Source organism: Pediococcus sp. AC40, from assembly GCF_030252485.1.
Lineage (GTDB): Bacteria > Bacillota > Bacilli > Lactobacillales > Lactobacillaceae > Pediococcus > Pediococcus acidilactici.
Genome location: NZ_CP127012.1, coordinates 1,502,556 through 1,520,857, shown reverse-complemented (window position 1 = coordinate 1,520,857; position 18,302 = coordinate 1,502,556). Strand labels below are relative to the sequence as shown.

The window sequence follows — 18,302 nt, the reverse complement described above, 5'->3', positions numbered from 1 at the left end:
TGAGGAACTTTTCTATGAAAGTAACTAAAAAAATCAGCTTATTAGTTGCCACGTTATTACTCGGAGTCGGTTTGTCGGCTTGTGGGGGATTAAATAATTCTTCTATGTCGTCGGCAACCAATAACGTGACCGGTGAAAAAAATAAAAAGACAACTTATCAAACAACGGGCTCTTCTTCTGGACAATACGCCGGAGTGATAAAAAATGGAAAGTACGTGGTCAGCAAGTCCCGTGGGTTAACTGCGGATCAAAATGGCAACGTAAATAATACGAAGAGTTTTGAAACGGGCTTGCAAGACGTCTCCAAAGAAGTTTTCGCGCCATCTAAATACGTTTTCCAAGAGGGGCAATACCTTAGTTCGGATACGGTTCAAAGTTGGCTAGACCGAAAGTCCAAGAAGAACCCTGATGGCCTCAATCCGAAGGATAATGGTTCTAAAGATCCTGATAAGCGAAACCCGATTTATTTGCAGGCACTTGAAGAACAAGACTACATGCAAAAATCGGGGAACTCCTTGAAGTTGAAGGGGGTCACGATTGGACTAGCAATGAACACGGTCGACTATTACCAAAAGAAGCAGTATGGTGCAGAATACGAAACTAAAATTTCGGACGCGGAAATTAAAGAGCAAAGTACGCGGATTGCTAAAGAAGTACTGCAACGATTGCGGAAGAAAGACGAATTCAAAGATATCCCGATCGTGATTGCCGTTTATAAACAAGCGTCTAATGATAGTTTGACCGGGGGAACCTTTATCCGGTATTCTAATAACCAGGGTAATCAACTAGCTAGTTGGAAAAACTTGGATTATAAGAACGTGGTTTACCCAATCGGGGATAACGAAAGTACGCCGAATAGCAACGATTCGACTGCTTTTGATAATTTCAAAACTCAAGTGGAAAGTTTCTTCCCTAACTTGAGCGGAATTACCGCGAAGGCTCGTTACAAAGGGGATTCAATGCAAGGAATGAGCGTGACGATTACCACTCAATTCTATAGTGAGACAGAAATTAATAGTTTCACGCAGTTTGTTTCGACCCAGGCAGAAAAATACCTGCCAAGCGGGGTAAATATCGACATTACGATTCGTTCGAGTGACGACGTTCAAAGCTTCTTATCCCGTTCATCAAAGGATAAGACCTTTAGTTCGCACGTCTTTACAAGCTATTAATTCTGAAAGGAAGCAAGCAATGACAGTTGAAAATAACATTACCAAAAACGACGTAGCACACGTAGCTACGTTGGCTAAATTAAAATTAGATGATGCCCAATTAGAAAAGTTTACAAATCAATTCGAGGACATCATCGACCTAGTTGAACAATTAAACGAAGTCGATACGACTAATGTGGAACCAACGTTCAACGTAACTGATCAATTGAACCGGATGCGCGAAGATCAAGCCGTTCGTTCAGGAGATAAGGAAGCACTCTTAAATAACGCACCCGATACTGAAGACGGGTTCATTCGGGTTCCCGCAATTCTTGATGAAAGTGAGGAAGCATAATGAAGTTTTTTGATATTACGGTGACCGAACTCCATCAAAAATTGGTTGACCGGGAATTAACCGTTACGGAGTTGGTATCCCAAACGTTAGACCAAATCGAAGCTGACCAAGCCGTTTTAAACGATTTTGTCACCATTAACCGCGGCGAAGCTTTAAAGCAAGCACAAGCGATTGACGAAAAGGGCGTTGACCCTGACAACTTATGGGCAGGGATTCCCATTGCCGTTAAGGACAACATCGTTACTAAAGGCTTAAAAACGACCGCTTCTTCAAAGATGTTGAGTAATTTTACGCCCATTTACGACGCGACGGTAATTGAACGTTTAAAGGCTAACGACGTAATCGTCATTGGAAAAACTAACCTAGATGAATTTGCGATGGGTGGTTCAACAGAAACTTCTTTTTACGGTACGACCCGGAATCCATGGGACCACACTAAAGTTCCCGGTGGTTCTTCTGGTGGTTCAGCTACTACGGTCGCGGCTGGGAATTCGATTGCCGCACTTGGTTCAGATACCGGGGGCTCCATTCGCCAACCAGCTTCCTATACCGGAATTGTTGGGGTAAAACCAACGTACGGTCGGATTTCGCGTTACGGATTGATCGCATTTGGTTCAAGCTTAGACCAAATCGGTCCGATGACGAGAACGGTCAAGGATAACGCAGCCTTATTGAACATCATTGCTGGAATGGACGAACGGGACCTTACTAGTTCGGACAAGAAAGTTCCCGATTTCACGGCTAAGATTGGACAAGATATTAAAGGGATGAAGATCGCCCTTCCTAAAGAATACCTTGGCAAGGGAATTAACGAAGACGTTAAGGCAACCATCAAACAAGCCGTTCAAACGCTAACAGATTTAGGAGCAACGGTCGAAGAAGTTTCCCTACCACGGAGCAACTACGGGGTGGCGGCTTACTACATCATTGGTTCGTCAGAAGCTTCTTCCAACTTGCAACGTTTTGATGGGATTCGCTACGGTTACCGGGCGAACGACGTAAAGAACCTAGAAGACGTTTACGTAAAATCTCGTTCCGAAGGATTTGGCGATGAAGTTAAGCGCCGGATCATGCTGGGAACTTACGCACTTTCAGCTGGATCATACGATGCATTCTTCAAGAAGGCTGCCCAAGTGCGGACTTTAATCATCGACGACTTCAATAAAGTTTTCGAAAATTACGACTTAATCATTGGGCCAACTGCACCAACTCCAGCTTATAAAATTGGTGCGGAAGTTGATGACCCAACGACCATGTACATGAACGACGTGTTGACGATCCCAGTTAACTTAGCGGGATTGCCAGCAATGTCATTACCAGCAGGCTTCAGCGAAGGGATGCCGGTTGGTTTACAAATGATTGCTAAACCATTTGACGAACAAACTATGTATCAAGCAGGGGCTGCTTTTGAAGCGGCAACTAATTTTTACCAAAAACACCCTGAAACGGAGGACAAATAATGAATTTTAAAACCACTATCGGACTTGAAGTCCACATCGAATTAAAAACTAATTCCAAAATATTTAGTCCTTCACCCGTAGAATTTGGGGATCAGCCGAACGAAAATACTAACGTAATTGACTGGGGATATCCCGGCGTTTTGCCCCAAACTAACAAAGGGGTTGTGGAAGCCGGAATGATGGCCGCCAAGGCATTGCATGCTAACATTGCTCGGACCCAGCATTTTGACCGGAAGAATTACTTCTATCCGGATAATCCTAAGGCATACCAAATTACCCAAGCAGATACGCCCATTGGAACGGACGGCTGGATTGAAATCGAAGTAGACGGCAAGAAGAAAAAAGTTGGGATTGCCGAAATGCACATCGAAGAAGATGCCGGTAAGAATACCCATAACCCTAACGGCTACTCCTACGTCGATTTGAACCGGCAGGGAACCCCGCTAATTGAAATTGTTTCTAAACCAGATATTGAATCACCGGACGAAGCTTACGCATATTTGGAAGCACTTCGGCAACGGATTCAGTTTACTGGGATTTCAGACGTGAAGATGGAAGAAGGTTCCATGCGGGTGGACGTTAACATTTCCATCCGTCCGGAAGGCTCAAATACTTATGGTACCAAGGCCGAATTGAAGAATATCAACTCCTTTAACTTCGTCCGGAAGGGATTGGCTTACGAAGAAAAGCGGCAGCAAAAACTTTTATTATCCGGTGGAGAAGTGCGTCCGGAAACTCGGCGTTACGATGAAGCCACTGGTCAAACCATCCTAATGCGGGTTAAGGAAGGCGCGGACGATTACCGTTACTTCCCTGAGCCAGATTTACCAAGCATCACCATCAGTGATGAATGGATCAAGGCGGTAGAAGACAAGATGCCGGAAATGCCTGGTAAACGGCGTGCGCGTTACGTTAACGAACTGGGCTTAAGTGACTACGATGCCATGGTGCTTACCCAAACAAAGGAAATGTCCGACTTCTTTGAAGCAGCAATTGCCTTTGATGCAGATCCTAAGTTGGTTGCTAACTACTTAATGGGTGACGTAAACGCCTACTTGAACGATCAAAAGGTTGACTTACAAGACACGAAGATTACGCCAGAACACCTTGCTAGCATGGTTAAGATGATCAGTGACGAAACCATTTCTTCGAAGATTGCTAAGAAAGTCTTCAAGGCAATTACTAAGGGCGAAGAACCAGTTAGCTGGGTAAAGGAAAAGGGCTTGGTACAACTTTCCGATCCAGCAGTTTTGAAGCCAATCATTACGCAAGTAGTTGATGATAACGAACAATCGGTAATTGACTTTAAGAACGGAAAAGATCGGGCCGTTGGTTTCTTAGTTGGGCAAATCATGAAACAAACTAAGGGACAGGCGAACCCGAAGGTGGTAAATCAAATCTTAATGCAAGAGCTCAACGCTCGTTAGTGGAATAGAAGCGGAGGAAAACGTGCGATGCGAAAACGTGCGCGTATTATATATAACCCGACTTCGGGTCGGGAAATGATCAAGCAGCATTTAGTTGAAATTCTGGCGGTATTTGAGAAGGCGGGATATGAGACCAGTGCATTTGCAACAACTCCGGAACCTAATTCTGCCAAAAACGAAGCGCACCGAGCTGCTAAGGATGGTTTTGACTTAGTTGTGGCAGCGGGCGGCGACGGGACCATTAACGAGGTGGTCAACGGAATTGCTCCGCTCCACCGGCGGCCTAAATTGGCAATCATCCCTGCTGGAACCACCAACGACTACGCCCGGGCTTTACGGATTCCCCGGGAAGATCCGGTGGCGGCCGCAAAGGTAGTGCTCCAAAATCAACGGATGAAGATGGACATTGGTAAAGCCGGGGATAACTACTTCATTAATATCGCAGCGGGTGGTTTGCTGACCGAATTGACCTACGACGTGCCATCCAACTTGAAGAGTATTTTTGGATACTTAGCTTACATCGTGAAGGGGGCGGAAATGTTGCCCCGGGTGAAGCCGGTCGAGATGGATATTGAGTACGATGGAGAACATTTCCATGGGCAAGCGTCCATGTTCTTCTTGGCATTAACCAATTCAATTGGGGGCTTTGAACAAATTGTGCCCGACGCCTCGTTAGATGATGGAAAATTCACCATGATCATCGTGAAATCTAGCAGTTTACCTGACTTGTTACACTTGATGGTCAAGGCGCTTAACGGCAAGCACGTTGACGACCCGCGGATTATTTACCGAAAGGCGCGTAAGGTCGTCGTTAATCCGGTTAATGAACGGGTCATGGTTAATTTAGATGGTGAATATGGTGGTGATGCCCCAATGGTTTTCAAGAACCTAAAACGGCATATCGACATGTTTACTAATTTAGATAGCGTCCCGGTCAGCGAACCGGAAGACGATGAGTATCGCCAAGTTGAAGAACAATTTGTTGCTGAAGTTCAAAATTTATCACAGGATGATGATCAAGAGTGATCATGCACCGTGACTAACTACGGTTGATCACTGCTAATCGTCATGCATTAAAAATCAAAAGTGTTTTTCAAGGATCCATAAAGCACTGAAAAGCACTTTGGACCATTAACTTAAATGAAGCTAAAATGTGGGACAAAAGTCAGTTTGCTCCGCTTAACCTGAAATCGGTAATTCCGGCAACATCAGTCGGAACCGGCGATTTCCGGTTAATGCTCACAAACTACCCGGCTTTTGTCCCACTCTGTTTATTAGATTATCAATAAGGGGAAATCAATGAAAATTAAAGCACCAGTAGAAAAAAACCAAACGTATACGGTAGCCATTACCGACTTAACTTATCAAGGAATGGGCGTAGCTAAAATCGAGCATTTTCCAATTTTCATTGCCGACAGTATCCCAGGCGAACAAATTCAAGTCAAAATCACTAAAGTGCAGAAAAATTTTGCGTTTGGCCGGGTAGAAAAGGTTCTAGTGGAAAGCCCAGACCGGGTTGCGGGAAATGATGCCGCGTATACGCAAACGGGAATTGCACCGTTGCAACACATTGCGTACCCCGCGCAATTAAAATTTAAGCAAACTCAAATTAAGAACTTATTGCAAAAGTCTCACTTGGAACAAATTGAAGTTGCGGAAACGGTCGGGATGGAAAATCCAACGGGATACCGAAATAAAGCGCAGGTTCCGGTTCGAAAAGTTAAGGGACAGTTAGCCACCGGCTTTTTCAAGCGCGGTTCACATGATTTAGTGCCGATTGAAGATTTTTACATTCAAGACCCAGTAATTGACCAAGTAATCCTCCAAGTTCGGGACATTTTACGCGAATACCAAATTGAACCTTACGACGAAATTAACCAACGCGGCGTAGTGCGGAATATCATGGTCCGTCGGGGCCGGCGTTCGGGCGAAATTATGGTGGTGTTGATCACCCGCACCAGCTCAGTTCCCCATTTAGACGAAATTGCTGAGGCAATTCATCAAATTGATGGGGTAGTTAGCGTAATTCAAAATATTAACCCTAAGCAGACTAACGTAATTATGGGGAAGGAAGATCGCCTGTTAGCTGGTGAATCGGTTATTCACGATGAACTGTTGGGTCAAAAATTCATTATTTCAGCACATTCCTTCTACCAAGTTAACCCAGTGCAAACTGAAAAGCTTTACCAGCTAGCAATCGAAAAAGCCGGCCTAACTGGTAAAGAAACGGTCTTGGACGTTTATAGTGGAATTGGGACGATTTCCCTAGCGATGGCGCAAGCCGCCAAGAAAGTTTACGGAGTCGAAATTGTTAAGGAAGCCGTCCAGGACGCGAAGGTTAACGCCGTTCAAAACCAAGCTAAGAACGTTAAATTTGTGGTCGGCAAGGCGGAAGACCAAATGGCGAAGTGGCAAGCTGAAGGGATGCAACCAGACGTTGTGGTAGTGGATCCGCCACGCAAAGGCCTCGACGAAAGTGTGATTAACGCAACCGTGGCAATGGCTCCTAAACGAGTGGTTTACGTCAGTTGTAACCCAGCAACGCTGGTTCGAGACATCGACCGGTTCCAGGCTCAAGGCTACAAGGTGGATCAACCAATCACGCCAGTGGACCAGTTCCCGCAGACGCCGCATGTTGAGAGCGTCACAGTAATGTCGAGGAGCTAAGCGACGAAGAAATAATGGGTTTTCTGCAAATGGAAACTAAAAGGCAAAAATAATTAAAATGTTTAGCAAACTAAAAAGTGTACCCCTATTGAATACTAGGGGCACACTTTTTTACATATGGCAGTTATTTTAATGATTACCCGCTAAGTTAGCCAAAATAACTCCAATGGCAATTAAAACGATTCTGAAAATTTGTACTTGTAAGGTATTTTCTTGAATTTCCTAACCCTCTTTGATAAGCTCAAAACAAATTTATTAAGGAGAGGTTGAATGATTAATTACAGCAGCTTAGCGATTGTAGGTTAGCCAGAAGGTTTGGCCTACAAATCTTCTGGAATTGCCATTGAATTCAATTCTTAAGGAGAGCGTTAAAATGGAAAAAGATTATTTGATTCGTTTAGAACAACCAGCTGACTACCGGGAAACGGAAGCGATGGTGCGGGAAGCTTTTTGGAATGTTTATCGGCCAGGTTGCTATGAACATTACGTATTACATGTCCTACGAAAAAGTCGCGAGTTTGTCCCTCAGCTTAACTTGGTGATGGTAAAAGGCCACCAAATTATCGGGCAAATTTGCTTTGTGAAGGCAAAAATGGTTGATAAAAACGGGAATGAAGTGCCCGTTTTAACATTTGGACCATTATCAATTGCCCCGGCATACCAACGAAAGGGGTATGGGAAAAAGCTGCTCGATTATGGCATTGCTCAAGCGCGTAAATGGGGTGCCTCCGCACTATGCATTGAAGGTAACTTAGCTTTTTATAAGCACGCTGGTTTTGAAGTTGCGACTACCAAGGGAATTCGTTACGCAAGTGAACCTGAAAACGGAGAAATCCCATATTTTTTGGCAAAGGAATTACGGAAAGGCTTCTTTGAGCAAGTACAAGGAGCACTCTACTACACGCCTTCAGCATATTACGTCAGTGAAAGCGACGTTAATAAATTTGACCAGCAATTTCCGTCAAAAGAAAAGCGTGTTCTTCCCGGGCAATTAGCTTAACTTGAAAAGTAAACTCGTCACGATTACGAGGCGCTCCGTCTTTAAGTGACGGGTTTAGCTTTTTTAGTGGGTACCTTTGCTATAATAGAGTCGAAGGAAATCTTTAATCGTGGTGGTTAGGATTCGGCAGTAAAAGTTTGCAAACCAAAAAGCGTAGAAACTGAACCAAATTCGGCTTCTACGCTTTGCTACATACAAGAATTAATTTTGGGCATTATAGGCGTCAACCAAATCTTGGGCGAATTGATCTAGGTGATCGAGATCCTCTTGCGATTCGGGAGCTAAGTTAATCTTAAGATCGGCAGTTCCCTTAGTTGCGTTAGCCTTAGTGAGAGCTTCACTAAACTTGTCAACGGCGACGCAATAAAATTCTTCGTAGAATGTGTCTCCTGATCCAGCGACTCCGTAAATTTTGCCGCTCAAATCAAGGTCGGCTAGGTCGTCGTAAAAGTCGAGCCCCTCTTCGGGCAGTGCTCCTTCGTCATAGGTGTAGGGGACAATGACGTTAATGTCGTAGTCTTTAAGTTCGGCAGCGTCGGTTTGTGAAATTTCGGTTTCGTCAACTTCCACGCCTAAATCTTCTAAAGCTTCGGTAATGATGTCAGCACAGTCCTCATTATTACCAGTGATGGTAGCAAAAACAACTTTTGCAGTTGGCATAGTTTGATCCTTCTTTCCAATATTTTCCTATCAAAGTATAGCAAAAAAGGAGTTGATTAACATTAATTCTGAAGAAACTAAAAAAATTACTAAAATTACCGCACAAAAACGAGCAGGGCGTTACAACGTTTTTTTGGACGGCGAGTACGCTTTTCCAATTAGCGAGGAAACCTTCATTCACTTTCGGTTAGGTAAGGGGATGGCCGTGAACGGCACTTTATTAAAGGAAATTGGCGAGTATGAAACTAATGCCGAGGCTTATAATATTGCGCTAACCTATATAACCGGGCAGTTGCGTACGGAAAATGAGGTACGCCAAAAATTACGTCAGCAGGATTACGAGGAGTCGGTAATCGAAGCGGTGATTGCTAAGCTAGCTGATTTGAATCTATTAGACGATCGGGAGTATGCCAAAAGCTACGTGCGCACGATGATGCGGACGGGCGACAAGGGGCCCCGGTACCTAATTAATCATTTACGGCAAAAAGGGGTGCTGGAAAACGACTTGCAAGCGGGATTGCAGCTATTTACTGATGCTGAACAGGTGGCTCTAGCAGTCCGGGTCGGACAGAAACTGCAAAAACGGCATCAGGCACAAGCACTCCGGCAACAACAGTTGAAAATTCGGCAAAATTTGATGCAAAAGGGTTTCACTAGCGAAATTATCGAAAAAGCACTTGCTGAAATCGAATTTACGGTCGATAGCGATGCAGAATACGAAAAGCTACGTAAATTAGGTGAACGACTGTTACGTCGGTACCAGGGGCAACCGGAATACCAGCGAACCACTAAAATTAAACGGTCGTTATATCAAAAAGGCTTTGAAATGGAATTAATTGAACGTTTTTTAAACGAAAATGATTCTTAAGTTTCTGGAATGGATAGTGCAAAATTAAAGTCCACTTTGGTATAATTGAAGAGAAATTGAAAGCTTTCAGCTGTAGGAAGTAGGCTTATGCTATGTCTCAATACTCAGATGGACCAAAGGAAGGCGAGTATATTGCGATAAAAAGCTATAAGCATGATGGTAGTTTGCATCGGACTTGGCGTGAAACAATGGTTCTAAAAAATAGTCAAGACGAGTTTATTGGCTGTAATGATCACACGGTGGTGATTGAGGATAACGACCGCCGCTGGGTGACTCGGGAACCGGCGCTGGTTTATTTTAATAAGCATACTTGGTTTAACGTGGTGGCGATGATTCGGGATAACGGAGTTTCCTATTACTGTAACATTGCGTCACCATATGTTTTGGATCGCGAAGCCCTCAAGTACATTGATTACGATTTAGATGTTAAGGTGTTTCCCAATGGCGAACGACGCCTTTTGGATACGGACGAATTCGAGCAGTTCAGTCGGCAGTGGCACTATTCCGCGGACACGATTCAGATTTTGCTGGATAGTGTACGGGAACTGACGGATTGGATAAATAAAAAGCGTGGACCGTTTTCGGTTGAGTTTATTAATATTTGGTACAAACGTTATCTGAATATAGCGGAGCGCAATACTCGGTAAAAAGGGAGGTGTGAAGAGCACTTCCCTTTTCTTTAAAAAAGAATACACTGAACATAGATGAAAATGAGGAGTCTGGTAAATGTTTGAGAAATTTCGTAAAACGCCCTTAATGTACTGGTCGTTGGAATTGTTAATTATTGCGACCTTGCTGTGGGTTTGTACTAAAATTGATTTTTTGTTTAGCCCGATTGGAACGTTTATTAGCACGGTATTCATGCCGTTAATTTTGGCGACCTTCTTATACTACATGCTCCATCCGTTGGTGAAGTTGTTGATGAAGGTCCATTATAAGAAGTTTCGGATATCGCGTACCTGGGCAGTGGTGTTGGTATTTGTGGGATTCCTGCTCCTAATTGTTTGGGGAATCAGCTCTTTCTTGCCCAGTTTGATCGATCAAATTTCCCAAATGTTAGGGAATTTACCAATGATTGCCAAGAAACTGCAGGTTGCCATTCCTCAGCTAGTCGACCATTCCTGGCTTCGCAAGGTTGATTTTGACCCGTATTTAAAAAATCTTAATAATGAGATTGGCCAATACGCAGAGCAATTTTTGGCGAACATGACTAACAGCATCGGTAATATTATCGCGGCGCTTACTAACATCACAGTCATCGTGATTACGGTGCCCATTATTCTGTTTTACATGTTAAAGGACGGTTACAAATTAATCCCGACAATTTCGCGGATTGTCCCAGAACACAACCGCAAAAGTGTGTTAAATTTATTTTATTCAATGAGTGACACGCTGTCTTCTTACATTTCTGGACAAGTAATTGAATGTATTTTCGTGGGAACCTTTACCGTGATTGGCTATATGATTATCCATCAGCCGTATGGGTTGGTGCTCGGCGTGATCGCGGGGATTTGCAACATCATCCCGTATGTTGGACCTTATTTTGGGATTTTTCCTTCGCTACTAGTAGCAATTGCCCAGTCTCCCGAACAGGTGATTTCGGTGATCATCGTGGTCTTAATTGTCCAACAAGTGGACGGAAATCTAATATACCCGAACGTGATTGGCAAGTCCTTGCAAATTCATCCGTTAACCATCATTATTTTATTGTTGGTAGCGGGAAAACTTGCAGGAATTTTGGGAATGATTTTGGCGGTACCGACTTACGCAATTGTTAAAGTTTTAATTAACTTTATCCACCATATCTGGGTTTTAGACCGAGATAAGATTGAAGAAAAGGTTAAGCCAGAAAAATAGGCTAAATTTGGTAGTTTGCTATTAATATGGTAATATCTACAGAGTTAGATAAATTATTTCAAGGAGAAAAAAATCTTGACAAGAGTAATTACTTACGGGACTTTCGACCTGTTGCATAAAGGACACGTCCGGTTGTTAAAGCGGGCACGTGAATTAGGCGACCATTTGACAGTATGTTTATCAACGGACGAGTTTAATGCGGTTAAGGGCAAGAAAGCTTACACCCCGTACGAAGACCGAAAGTATATTTTAGAAGCGATTAAATATGTTGACGAAGTGATTCCAGAACGCGGATGGGATCAAAAGATAAATGACGTTAAGGAAAATGATATTGATATTTTCGTAATGGGCGACGACTGGAAGGGTCAATTTGATTTTCTCAAGGATTACTGTAAAGTTATTTATTTACCACGGACCGAAGGAATCTCGACAACTAAAATCAAGCGTGATTTAGGTCTTGGTGATTATAAAAAAGATTAAGACAACAGTTAAGATTGGGATATCAAAATGATTCCAATCTTATTTTTTAGAGGGAAAGGAACGAATATGAACCAGGCAGAATTAAAAGCGGCGGTCGATAAGCGACGCACTTTTGCGATTATTTCTCACCCGGATGCGGGGAAAACCACCATTACCGAGCAATTACTATTGTTTGGGGGCGTAGTGCGAGAAGCCGGAACGGTTAAGGCTCGGAAGACGGGTAACTACGCTAAGTCAGACTGGATGGAAATTGAAAAGAAGCGGGGAATCTCCGTAACTAGTTCAGTGATGCAGTTTGATTATGCAGGAAAACGAATCAACATTTTGGATACTCCTGGACATGAGGATTTTTCGGAAGATACTTACCGGACCCTAATGGCCGTGGACTCCGCGGTGATGGTGATCGATTCCGCAAAGGGGATTGAGCCCCAAACTAAAAAGTTATTCCAAATTTGTAAGATGCGTGGAATTCCAATTTTTACCTTTATGAACAAGTTGGACCGCGACGGCCGTGAACCTCTCGACCTAGTAAATGAACTAGAAGAAGTTCTGGGAATTGACGCTTACCCAATGAATTGGCCAATTGGGATGGGAAAAGGTCTGGCAGGCTTGTATGACATTTACAACAACCGGATTGAACTACATACTGACGAGCCCGAATATTTAGCGCTTGATAGTAACGGTGAACTAAAAGAACCTAATCCCATTGAAGAAGAAAGTGTCTTCCAAGACGCAATGATGGAAGTGGACTTGATGAAGGAAGCGGGGAACCAATTTGACGAGGCTAAGATTGCTAAGGGTGAATTGACTCCGGTTTTCTTCGGTTCAGCTTTAACTAATTTTGGGGTAAAAACTTTCCTAGATGCTTATTTACAATTTGCTCCGGCACCATCCGCGCATAAAGTGGCGGACGGCGAACAAATTCAACCTACTGACGAAGAATTCTCCGGATTTGTTTTTAAGATTCAGGCGAATATGAACCCTAACCATCGGGACCGGATTGCCTTTTTACGGATCTGTTCCGGAGAATTTGATCGGGGAATGGACGTTACTTTAAACCGGACTGGTAAGACGTTGCGGCTTTCCAATTCAACTCAATTTATGGCGGATGCACGGGAAAATGTTGAACGTGCGGTTGCTGGAGATATTATCGGTTTATACGATACGGGGAATTTCCAGATTGGGGATACAATTTACGCTGGCAAGCAACCGGTACAATTTGAAAAGCTGCCGCAATTTACTCCAGAATTGTTCATGGGCGTTTCTGCAAAGAACGTAATGAAACAAAAATCCTTCCATAAGGGAATTCAGCAATTGGTGCAGGAAGGTGCGGTGCAGTTGTACACAAACTACACTACGGGGGATTACATCCTTGGCGCCGTAGGTCAATTGCAATTTGAAGTGTTCCAATTCCGGATGCAAAACGAATACAATTCGGAAGTGGTAATGCAACCAATGGGCAAGAAAATTGCCCGCTGGATCAATCCGGAACAACTGGACGAAAAAATGTCGTCTTCCCGGAATTTGTTGGTGAAGGACCGCGCTGGACAACCGCTCTTCCTATTCGAAAATCAATTCGCGGAACGTTGGTTCAAAGGCAAGTATCCTGACGTAGAACTCACCGCAAAACTTTAAAAAATAAAACTTTCTAAAGTAACTGATTCAAACAGCCAACTAGGTAAATTATGGGCTATAATGGATAAGTTATTTAAGAAATATCATGTGGAGGAACGATAGCATGAATCGTTTATGGGGTAAGTTTCGCCGGGGTGTGAACACCAAGTTTGGGTTCTTTATGTTGATTACCGGGCTATTTTGGTTGAAATCATACATTGCGTACCAAACTAAGTTTACGTTGGGTGTTCAAGGTGGGATGCAGGAATTAATTTTAGCCATCAGCCCCCTTGGCTTTGCCATTCTATTATTTGGAATTGGATTATATATCCGGGGTAAATGGGCCTATTGGTACATGATTGTAATGGATGCAATCTTATCAACCTGGCTGTTTGCCAACATTTTATACTACCGAGAGTTTTCAGATTTTATCACCTTTAACTTAATCAAGGGCTCGGGTGCCGCTTCGGATAACCTGGGAAAAAGCTTGATGGGAATTTTACGACCAACCGACTTTTTAGTGTTTGTGGATGTAATCTTCGTCATTGCAATTTTAGCGTTTGGTTTTGTTAAAATTGACCAACAGCGTTTCAAGCTGGTTAATTCATTAGCGGTCACGATTTTGTCAATTGGAGTCCTAGCTGCTAACTTAGCCCTTGCTTATTCAAACCGTTCCGGATTGCTGACCCGGACGTTTGATAATAATTACATTGTTAAGTATTTGGGATTACAAAGCTTCACCCTGTATGACGGCGTTAAGACCGTTCAGAATAGTAATAAAAAGAAAGAAGCCAAAAGTTCTCAATTAAAACCAATTAACGAGTTTTTAAAGAAGAATAACGTGCCCGCCAACATCGAATATAAGGGTGTTGCGAAGGGTAAGAACGTAATTATTATTCACTTGGAAAGTTTGCAACAATTTGTCATTAACCAAAAGTGGAAGGGAAAGGAAATTACTCCTAACATCAATAAGTTCTACAATGACAAGAACACGCTAGCTTATGACAACTTCTTTAACCAAGTTGGACAAGGAAAGACGGCCGACGCCGAGATGATGTTAGAAAATTCGTTGTTTGGATTACCTGAAGGATCAGCGATGGTTACGGATGGTACTACCAACACCTTCCAATCCATGCCCGCAATTATGGATCAGCACGGTTACACTACCGCAGCCTTCCACGGGGACGTAGCTAGTTTCTGGAACCGGGATAACGCTTATAAATCATTTGGTTACCAGTACTTCTTCAGTAAGCAATACTACTCGTTGAAGAAGGGTTACGTAAGTGGATATGGAATGAAGGATAAGTTGTTCTTACAACAGTCCGCGAAATTCCTTGAAGAGCTTCCACAGCCGTTCTATGCAAAATTAATCACGGTTTCTAACCACTATCCTTACGGAATCGAAAAGAAAAACGTTTCTATTGATCCGTGGGAGACGGGGGATTCAACCGTTGACCCGTACGTTCAAACGGCCCATTACCTTGACCAAGCGGTTGGGGAACTAATTAGTTACTTGAAGAAGACCGGACTTTACGATAAGAGTTTGATCATGATGTACGGTGATCATTATGGAATTTCAAACAATCATAAACCCGCAATTGCCAAGATTTTAGGTCTAAAAGGGGTTACTAATTATGATTTGGCTATGTTCCAAAAGGTACCGTTCATGATTCATGCTCCGGGTCTAAAGGGAGGCGTCAACCACAACTACAGTGGTGAAATTGACGTGATGCCAACCCTATTGAACCTCTTAGGAATTGATACGCCAGGAGCTTATCAATTTGGTCACGACATTAATTCTAAGCAGTATAACCAAATTGTGGCGTTCCGAAACGGGGATTTCGTTTCTAAGAAGTACACCAAGTACGGTGGTGATTTATACTACACGGCTACTGGGGAGCAGATTACTGACGAAACGGCTAGTCAAAAACGAGAGGTTAAACAAATTCAACAGTACGTTAATAATGAGTTGAATTATTCCGATCGAATCATTAATGGTGATTTGTTGCGCTTTGCAGACTTAGACTGGTTTAAGAAGGTCAATAAGGCGGATTACAGCTACACTAAGAAAACTGCCTTGAAGAATCTAAAGAAGGCGCAAAAATCCAAGACTAGTTTGCTCGAACAAAATCACGGCCGGTCAACGATTGACGATTACGTAACCGATGCACCGGAATTACCAGAAAATGAAGAGAAGGCGGCTAGTTCGAGTTCTTCAAGCAACAATTCTTCGGAAGATAGCAGTCATTCAGGAAGTAGTTCCGCAGATACTGTTACCCAAGAAGATAAATAGATATTAACAATTTAAGGGACTCACGATTAGCCCAAACAAAATTAAGAATTAGCATGGAGAGGTTGGGAAATTTTTCCCAACCTCTTTTGTTTTTTAGATTAAAATACTAGTTAAGAATCGTGGAGTTTTAAAAATTTAATTAAGTTAGAAGGAGACTTTGATTTATGGCAAGTCATTTAATCATTTTACTGCTGGTCGGTCTATTGGCCGGAGTGTTTGGCGCCATCCTTGGTATTGGGGGCGGGATGATTATCACCCCGGTCTTGACCATTGGGATGGGACTCGATATTAAATACGCAATTGGGGCAAGTATCATCGCCGTAATTGCGACTAGTTCAGGTGCTACCATTGCCTACTTAAGGGACGAGATGCTTAATTTGCGGGTAGCGATGTTTTTGGAAATTGCGACCACGGTCGGAGCGATTGTGGGGGCGATCATGACCGGGCTTTTTAATTCGACGGTCCTCTACGTACTGTTTGGATCGTTTCTCGTTTTTTCGAGTTGGAACATGTACCGAAAACTCCGTCAAGGGGGCAGTGAAGAAGGTAGCGCAAAGAATGATCGCTTAGCTAACCAACTTAACCTTAATGGCAGTTACTACGATAAGGCGCTGAAAAAACAAATTGATTACCAAGTGGAAAATGTTCCAGGAGGTTCGGCAGTGATGTTTGGCGCTGGATTAGCTAGCGGACTCTTAGGAATCGGAAGCGGCGCGTTTAAGGTGATGGCGATGGATAACATCATGAAGATGCCGTTAAAACCTTCTAGCGCCACTAGCAATTTAATGATGGGAGTCACCGCTGCGGCTAGTGCGATGGTTTACTTCTTCAACGGCTCGATTCATGCTGACATTGCGGGCCCCTTAGCAATTGGAATTTTATTTGGTGCCCAATTAGGGAGCCGAATTATGCAGCGCCTTCGTCCCCGGTGGATTCGGTTAATCTTCATTCCGGTATTGCTATACATGGGCTTACAAATGGTTTTAAAAGGATTTGGGGTGAACTTTTAGATGAACGCTAAACAAAAAGAAATGAATCACGTCGAATTATTGATTGGCCGTATTTTACAAGTTGGGGTTTATATTTCCGCAATCGTCATTATCTGCGGAATCGGTTTATGGTTAGTAAAAAATGGTTCGGGTTATGCCGGTGCCTTACCAACCCGATTGGGAATAATTTTCCAAGGAGCTATGCAATTAAAGCCCTACGCAGTTTTAATGTTGGGAATCTTTCTGCTAATTTTAACCCCTGTCTTGCGAGTCGTGGTGTCAATCTACGCCTTTGCTAAGGAAGGGGATCGACTGTACGTAACGATTACGACAATTGTTTTAATTATTCTAATTATCGGGATGACAATTGGTTACCAAGGGTAATAACCATTAATTAAGCTAGGAGAGTTGACAAACTTTCCTAGCTTTTTTATTAGGAAATTATTGTTGAAAGATAGTAGAGGTAAAAATTATCCAGAAGTAAGATTATGACGGAACTAGCTGATAATAAAAAATGTGCGCTAATTGATGACGTAGACAATTCACTGTGTAGAAGTTATAATTAACGAGATGGAATTTTAACGTCCGGTATAATTATTATGCCAAAGCATAGATGAGGGAGTTTTATATGAAAGTGGAACCAAACGTCGTAATAAGTGAATTCATCATTAATATGGTTGATGAACTTCACGGAGAAGACAATAGCAATGTAGACGTTGCTGAAAAAGTGAAGGAACAAGCAGACTCTTTGGCGGATTTTAAAGTTCCTTATTACGTATTAACGAACGGGCCGGGCAGGGAGCACATTGGTGGCGGACTAACCATTGTTCATCTCGACTTATTTGAACATTTTCCTAACTTAACCTTGTATTTCCAACGACTTTTAATGGCTTTTGACTTTTTAAAAGCTCACCCAGAAATTAAAAAAGCTGCCCTAACCGATGCAGCTGATGTAACAATGCTTAATTATCCCTTTGATAATGTACAAGAGGGGATTTTGTATATGGGTGATGAAACAAGCCCAATTTTTAACACGTCGATAATTATTAGTAATGATGCCCCTACCTACATGAGGGATTTTATTTGGGAAAATAATGATTTACCAATCCTAAATTTAGGTGTGATGGTGGGGACTCGGGATGTTTTAATCGAGTATTTAGGAATTATGGTTAAATTAATTACCGAAGCCGAATTGAAAGTCAAACAGGGAGATGCTTCTTACAATTTAGGACATTTTGAAATGTTGATTTCGAATTATGTGGCCTACCGTTATTTTAGTAACCGCTTAATTCACGGTCGAGAGGTTAGTACTATTTTTAACGGGTTCCAAGAACGTAGTAGCGCCTGGTTTAAACATAAATAAGCGGGTTAAGGGATCTAAACTAAGCAGTGGTTAGCAATTTGACTATAAAGAAATGGGCTGGGAAGAGAGCTTAGCGAAGCTATTTTAAATCCCCCGTGGGTTAGATTAAGCAGCTTTA

At 42.8% G+C, this 18,302-nt stretch carries 17 protein-coding genes; 16 read left to right on the top strand and 1 reads right to left on the bottom strand.

Annotated features, from left to right (window positions below; genetic code table 11):
- Nucleotides 1-14: 14 nt before the first annotated feature.
- From NL111_RS07470 to NL111_RS07440, 7 genes are all read left to right on the top strand, one after another.
- Nucleotides 15-1,172: a CamS family sex pheromone protein gene (locus NL111_RS07470; RefSeq protein WP_004165494.1), complete on the top strand. Its 1,158-nt coding sequence runs from the start codon at nt 15-17 to the stop codon at nt 1,170-1,172.
- 19 nt (nt 1,173-1,191) lie between these two features.
- A complete protein-coding gene (gene gatC / locus NL111_RS07465) occupies nt 1,192-1,506 on the top strand; it encodes an Asp-tRNA(Asn)/Glu-tRNA(Gln) amidotransferase subunit GatC (protein ID WP_002832217.1) in 315 nt (104 codons plus the stop codon).
- On the top strand, nt 1,506-2,966 hold the full coding sequence (gene gatA / locus NL111_RS07460; protein WP_220444216.1) for an Asp-tRNA(Asn)/Glu-tRNA(Gln) amidotransferase subunit GatA: 1,461 nt from the start codon (nt 1,506-1,508) through the stop codon (nt 2,964-2,966). Before gatC ends, gatA begins: the two co-directional genes overlap by 1 nt.
- Nucleotides 2,966-4,393, top strand: a complete 1,428-nt coding sequence (gene gatB, locus NL111_RS07455; RefSeq protein WP_002832213.1) for an Asp-tRNA(Asn)/Glu-tRNA(Gln) amidotransferase subunit GatB — start codon at nt 2,966-2,968, stop codon at nt 4,391-4,393. Before gatA ends, gatB begins: the two co-directional genes overlap by 1 nt.
- A 27-nt stretch (nt 4,394-4,420) precedes the next feature.
- The gene (locus tag NL111_RS07450; protein ID WP_002832212.1) at nt 4,421-5,419 is read left to right on the top strand and encodes a diacylglycerol kinase; all 999 of its coding nucleotides are present in this window, start codon (nt 4,421-4,423) and stop codon (nt 5,417-5,419) included.
- Between the two features lie 273 nt (nt 5,420-5,692).
- On the top strand, nt 5,693-7,060 hold the full coding sequence (rlmD, locus tag NL111_RS07445) for a 23S rRNA (uracil(1939)-C(5))-methyltransferase RlmD (protein ID WP_285110109.1): 1,368 nt from the start codon (nt 5,693-5,695) through the stop codon (nt 7,058-7,060).
- 373 nt (nt 7,061-7,433) lie between these two features.
- Nucleotides 7,434-8,060 carry a GNAT family N-acetyltransferase gene (locus tag NL111_RS07440; RefSeq protein ID WP_058121475.1) on the top strand — a complete coding sequence of 209 codons (627 nt, stop codon included), beginning with the start codon at nt 7,434-7,436 and terminating at the stop codon, nt 8,058-8,060.
- Nucleotides 8,061-8,261: 201 nt separating this feature from the next.
- On the opposite strand, the gene NL111_RS07435 is transcribed toward NL111_RS07440, so the two are convergent.
- Nucleotides 8,262-8,720: a flavodoxin gene (locus NL111_RS07435; protein WP_002832208.1), complete on the bottom strand. Its 459-nt coding sequence runs from the start codon at nt 8,718-8,720 to the stop codon at nt 8,262-8,264.
- Between the two features lie 52 nt (nt 8,721-8,772).
- Here NL111_RS07435 and recX point away from each other — a divergent pair, with 52 nt between their 5' ends.
- The 9 genes from recX (at nt 8,773) to NL111_RS07390 (ending at nt 18,184) form a co-directional block, all read left to right on the top strand.
- Entirely contained in the window at nt 8,773-9,588 is an 816-nt protein-coding gene (gene recX, locus NL111_RS07430) for a recombination regulator RecX (protein ID WP_004165485.1), read from the top strand.
- A 92-nt stretch (nt 9,589-9,680) separates the two neighbouring features.
- Nucleotides 9,681-10,235 carry a DUF402 domain-containing protein gene (locus NL111_RS07425; protein WP_002832206.1) on the top strand — a complete coding sequence of 185 codons (555 nt, stop codon included), beginning with the start codon at nt 9,681-9,683 and terminating at the stop codon, nt 10,233-10,235.
- A gap of 79 nt (nt 10,236-10,314) precedes the next feature.
- On the top strand, nt 10,315-11,445 hold the full coding sequence (locus NL111_RS07420; RefSeq protein WP_002832204.1) for an AI-2E family transporter: 1,131 nt from the start codon (nt 10,315-10,317) through the stop codon (nt 11,443-11,445).
- A 75-nt stretch (nt 11,446-11,520) separates the two neighbouring features.
- Nucleotides 11,521-11,925, top strand: a complete 405-nt coding sequence (gene tagD / locus NL111_RS07415) for a glycerol-3-phosphate cytidylyltransferase (protein WP_002832202.1) — start codon at nt 11,521-11,523, stop codon at nt 11,923-11,925.
- A 66-nt stretch (nt 11,926-11,991) separates the two neighbouring features.
- Complete coding sequence (locus NL111_RS07410; protein ID WP_002832201.1) at nt 11,992-13,560, top strand: peptide chain release factor 3; 1,569 nt, start codon at nt 11,992-11,994, stop codon at nt 13,558-13,560.
- Nucleotides 13,561-13,663: 103 nt separating this feature from the next.
- Nucleotides 13,664-15,832, top strand: a complete 2,169-nt coding sequence (locus tag NL111_RS07405) for an LTA synthase family protein (RefSeq protein ID WP_128736914.1) — start codon at nt 13,664-13,666, stop codon at nt 15,830-15,832.
- Between the two features lie 164 nt (nt 15,833-15,996).
- The gene (locus tag NL111_RS07400; RefSeq protein ID WP_002832199.1) at nt 15,997-16,842 is read left to right on the top strand and encodes a sulfite exporter TauE/SafE family protein; all 846 of its coding nucleotides are present in this window, start codon (nt 15,997-15,999) and stop codon (nt 16,840-16,842) included.
- A complete protein-coding gene (locus tag NL111_RS07395) occupies nt 16,843-17,205 on the top strand; it encodes a DUF1634 domain-containing protein (RefSeq protein WP_002832198.1) in 363 nt (120 codons plus the stop codon).
- 244 nt (nt 17,206-17,449) lie between these two features.
- Nucleotides 17,450-18,184, top strand: a complete 735-nt coding sequence (locus NL111_RS07390) for a hypothetical protein (RefSeq protein ID WP_058121470.1) — start codon at nt 17,450-17,452, stop codon at nt 18,182-18,184.
- Nucleotides 18,185-18,302: the final 118 nt, after the last annotated feature.

Coding starts and splice junctions, on each gene's coding strand:
- NL111_RS07405 (WP_128736914.1), top strand. CDS start 13,664: ATGAATCGTTTATGGGGTAAGTTTCGCCGGGGTGTGAACACCAAGTTT.
- NL111_RS07435 (WP_002832208.1), bottom strand. CDS start 8,720: ATGCCAACTGCAAAAGTTGTTTTTGCTACCATCACTGGTAATAATGAG.
- rlmD (WP_285110109.1), top strand. CDS start 5,693: ATGAAAATTAAAGCACCAGTAGAAAAAAACCAAACGTATACGGTAGCC.
- NL111_RS07420 (WP_002832204.1), top strand. CDS start 10,315: ATGTTTGAGAAATTTCGTAAAACGCCCTTAATGTACTGGTCGTTGGAA.
- gatA (WP_220444216.1), top strand. CDS start 1,506: ATGAAGTTTTTTGATATTACGGTGACCGAACTCCATCAAAAATTGGTT.
- gatB (WP_002832213.1), top strand. CDS start 2,966: ATGAATTTTAAAACCACTATCGGACTTGAAGTCCACATCGAATTAAAA.
- gatC (WP_002832217.1), top strand. CDS start 1,192: ATGACAGTTGAAAATAACATTACCAAAAACGACGTAGCACACGTAGCT.
- NL111_RS07410 (WP_002832201.1), top strand. CDS start 11,992: ATGAACCAGGCAGAATTAAAAGCGGCGGTCGATAAGCGACGCACTTTT.
- NL111_RS07425 (WP_002832206.1), top strand. CDS start 9,681: ATGTCTCAATACTCAGATGGACCAAAGGAAGGCGAGTATATTGCGATA.
- NL111_RS07470 (WP_004165494.1), top strand. CDS start 15: ATGAAAGTAACTAAAAAAATCAGCTTATTAGTTGCCACGTTATTACTC.
- NL111_RS07390 (WP_058121470.1), top strand. CDS start 17,450: ATGAAAGTGGAACCAAACGTCGTAATAAGTGAATTCATCATTAATATG.
- NL111_RS07400 (WP_002832199.1), top strand. CDS start 15,997: ATGGCAAGTCATTTAATCATTTTACTGCTGGTCGGTCTATTGGCCGGA.
- NL111_RS07395 (WP_002832198.1), top strand. CDS start 16,843: ATGAACGCTAAACAAAAAGAAATGAATCACGTCGAATTATTGATTGGC.
- NL111_RS07440 (WP_058121475.1), top strand. CDS start 7,434: ATGGAAAAAGATTATTTGATTCGTTTAGAACAACCAGCTGACTACCGG.
- NL111_RS07450 (WP_002832212.1), top strand. CDS start 4,421: ATGCGAAAACGTGCGCGTATTATATATAACCCGACTTCGGGTCGGGAA.